2 protein-coding genes are annotated in these 3,517 nt (G+C 76.9%); one reads left to right on the plus strand and one right to left on the minus strand.

Annotation, left to right across the window (positions count from 1 at the left end; all coding sequences use genetic code 11):
* Positions 1 to 1,629: IniB N-terminal domain-containing protein (locus tag AC1DU4_RS26175; protein WP_477844874.1), on the minus strand; the 1,629-nt coding region annotated here is incomplete at its 3' end.
* A gap of 279 nt (positions 1,630 to 1,908) precedes the next feature.
* On the opposite strand from AC1DU4_RS26175, the gene AC1DU4_RS26180 reads away from it, so the two are divergent.
* The coding region (locus AC1DU4_RS26180) for an Hsp70 family protein (protein WP_477844872.1) at positions 1,909 to 3,517 on the plus strand (1,609 nt) is incomplete at its 3' end.

Raw genomic sequence — 3,517 nt, forward strand, 5'->3', positions numbered from 1 at the left:
CTCCAGCGCGGCACCGAGGCCCGCGGCCAGTCCGCCGTCGAGATCGAGGGCGCCGCCGAGCACGCCGCCCAGGGCGCCACCGAGGTCGAGGCCCCCACCCAGGGCCGCCTCGAGCGCGCCGCCGAGGCCGCCCTCCGCGCCGAGCGCGCCGCCGAGCACGCCGCCCAGCGCGGCACCGACGTCCGTGCCGATGCTGCCGCCGACGCCGAGCGCGCCACCGAGCACCGTGCTCAACGTCGCGCCGAGGTCCGCGCCGCCGCCGAGCAGCGCACCGAGGTCGAGATCCGCCAGGCCACCGGCACCGAGCGCCGCGTCCAGGGCGGTGCCCAGGCCCGCGGTGAGGTCGCCGCCGACGCCGAGGGCGCCGCCCAGCGCCCCGGCCAGTCCGGCACCGAGACCCAGTCCCGCATCCAGGTCGAGGTCGAGGCCGGTGTCCACGAGTCCGCCCAGCACGCCACCGAGGACGCCGCCGAGGTCCGTGCCGATGCTGCCGCCGGCCCCGAGGGCACCGCCGAGGGCCGCGCTGAGCGCGGCGCTCAGGTCCCCGGCCAGGCCGCCCGCGAGACCGCCCGTCAGGGTGCCGCCGAGGTCGACGAGTCCACCGAGACCGGCGTCCAGGCCGCCGCCGAGCAGTCCGGCCAGGTCGACGTCGAGCAGTCCGCCCGCGCCGAGGGCCGCGTCGAGGGCGCCGCCCAGCGTCCCGGTCAGGTCGCCACCGATCCCGAGGGCACCGCCGAGGGCCGCGCCGAGTCCGGCACCGAGGTCCAGGCCGCCGCCGAGCGCAGCCGCGAGGTCCGCGCCCAGGCTGCCGCCCGCGCCGACAGCGGCGCCGAGCACGCCGCCCAGTGCCGCACCGAGGTCGGCGCCGAGCGATCCGCCGACACCCAGGGCCGCGCCGAGCACCGCGCCCAGGTCCAGGGCGCCGCCCAGGTCGGCCAGCCCGCCGAGGTCGATGTCGGTGATGCCGCCGAGCGCCGCGCCGAGGGCCAGCCCGAGGTCGGCGACCACCTCGCCGCCGACGCCGACCGCACCGCCGAGCGCCGCGCTGATCGCGCCGCCGAGGTCGAGGGCGCCTCCGAGGTCGAGTCCGCCGGTCAGGTCGAGCAGTCCGCCGAGGTCGAGGCCAGTGCCGACCGCGGCGTGCAGCGCGGCGCCCAGTGCCACCCCGAGCTCCGCACCGATCGTGCCGCCGATCTCCAGAGCCGCCTGCAGCGCGGCGCTCAGGGCCGCGCCGACCTCGCCGCCGAAGTCGAAGTCGCCGCCGATGCCGCCGCCCAGACCCGCGCCCAGCCCGAGACCGGCACCGGCGCCCAGGCCCAACCCGCCACCGAGACCGCCACCGAGACCGCCGCCGAGTCCCGCGCCGAGCCCGCCACCTAGACCCGCGCCCAGGCCGGCGTCACCGGCGGCGCCGAGGCCCGCGCCCAGGATGCTGGTCAGCGCGCCGCCGCCGCCGGCGAACAGCCCCGACTCGGCGACCATCGGAGCCACCGCCGCGATGTCCGCCTGGCAGACGCCGCCGAGCCCGGCCGCCGCGAGCACGCCGTCCGGGTTGGCGCAGTACGCCGCACGGGCCTCGTCGTCGCGCAGCAGGCTGAGGATGAAGTCGAGAAGCGCGTTGGTGGCCATGTCGGTCTCCTGGTGGTCGGCGCGGGCCGGCAGTGCACCCACGAAAGTTCAATGCACTCGACGCTATGGACCCCGGACGCCCGGCCCAACGGGGCGAACTCCCCCCGTCTCCGCCGACGCCCAGGGGTAGGGGGAATAGGGGATCTCCCGCGCATAGGGGAAATGCCCCTCATCTGCGGATTCTCCGGTGAAATCCGGTAACAGAACCGGTCCGCGCGACGACAGTGACATAGACAGCGGTTCCCAATTCACCGCATCTGCGAGCACAGGAGAATGACGATGTCGGTAGGACTCGGCCTCACGGTTGGCTCCGTCGGTTCGGTCGCCGCGACCGACGATGTGGCGATCGCCGGCGGGCGGACCACGATCGCCACGGACTCGACGTTGACGCTGCCCGCCGACGGGTCGTCGCCCGTGCTGGCGCTGACCGCGCCGGGCGAGTCACCCTGCCCGGGCGTCACCGTGTCCGGCTTCGCCTCCCGCGTCGGCGACCCCGTTGCGCTGGTCGCCGAGGACGGGTCGACGCACACCGGCGAGGACCTCGTCGCCGCCGCCATGCGCGGCCTCGTCGACGTCGCAACCACGACGCTCGACGAACCGACGACCGTGGTCGCGGCCCACCCCGCGGTGTGGCACGACTACCCGGTCGACGCGCTGCGCCGCGCACTCGACCGCGCCGGCCTGCCCGACGTCACCCTGGTCTCCGAGCCCGAGGCCGCGGTCACGTGGCTGCGCCGGAACCGGCCGTCCGTCGACAACGGGCCGGTGCTGGTCTACGACCTCGGTGGCAGTGGCCTCGACGTGACGCTGGTCGGCGGCGGCGACCAGCCCCGGATCCTCGGCCGCGCGCTGCGGACCGAGGACATCTCCGGCGCCGAGTTCGACCATCTGACGCTGCGCTACGTCATGGATGGCGCCGTCGACGACCCCACCGAGCTCGACCCGATGAACCCCGACACGGTGACCGCGCTGGCCGAGCTGCGGGCGCGCTGCCGGCGGGCGAAGGAGGCGTTGTCCTCGGACACCGAGACGGTGATCGCCGTCGACCTGCCGGGCACCCGACGCGACGTCCGGCTGGTGCGCGAGGAGCTCGAGGACCTGATCCGCGGGCCGCTGGGCGAGTCGCTGGAACTGGTTCGCGAATCGTTGCGCAGCGCGGGCGTCGAGACCTCCGACGTGAGCGCGGTGCTGCTCACCGGCGGCAGCGCGGCCATCCCGCTGGTCGCCGAACTGCTGTCCGCAGACCTGCGCCTGCCCGTCGTCGCGGACGTGGACCCGGCCCAGACCGCGGCGAAGGGTGCGGCGATCCTCGGCACCGCCCTGGCAGCTGCCGCCGTCGCCGCACCCGCGATGGTGGCAGCCGCGGCCGACGAGGACACGGCCACCGCCCCGCTCGGCACCGTCGCCCTCGCCACGACCAGCGCGGTCGTGGCCCCGCCTCGGCTCTCCGCGGCTCCCGTCCCGCGGCGGCGTCACGGCGCCGGGTTGACCGCCCCGAAGAAGGCCGCCGTGGTGGGCGCCGCCGTGGCCGCGGTCGCGCTGTTGGCCGCGGGCGGACTCTCCCTCGGTACCCCGTTCGGCACTGGGACTCCGGCACCGGCGAACACCGCGGTCACCGACCACAGCACCCGGAACAAGCCCGCGCAGGCCGGGGTGACGGTGGCCGTCAACCCGGACGGCACCCCCGCCGCCGTCCCGGTGGCCGACGCGGCCGTCTCCGGTCAGTCCGGGGCCGCGGGCGCGACCAACGCCAACCTCCCGGTGGCCGGGCGGACGGGCGGTTCGGCGACCACCGACAACGCGGCCCCCGCAGCGCCGGGTGCCACCGCGGCGCCCGGCGCCCCGGCACCGGCCCCCGCACCGGGTGCCCCCGCGCCCGCACCTGCAC

Source organism: Rhodococcus sp. P4_F5 (genome assembly GCF_056401315.1).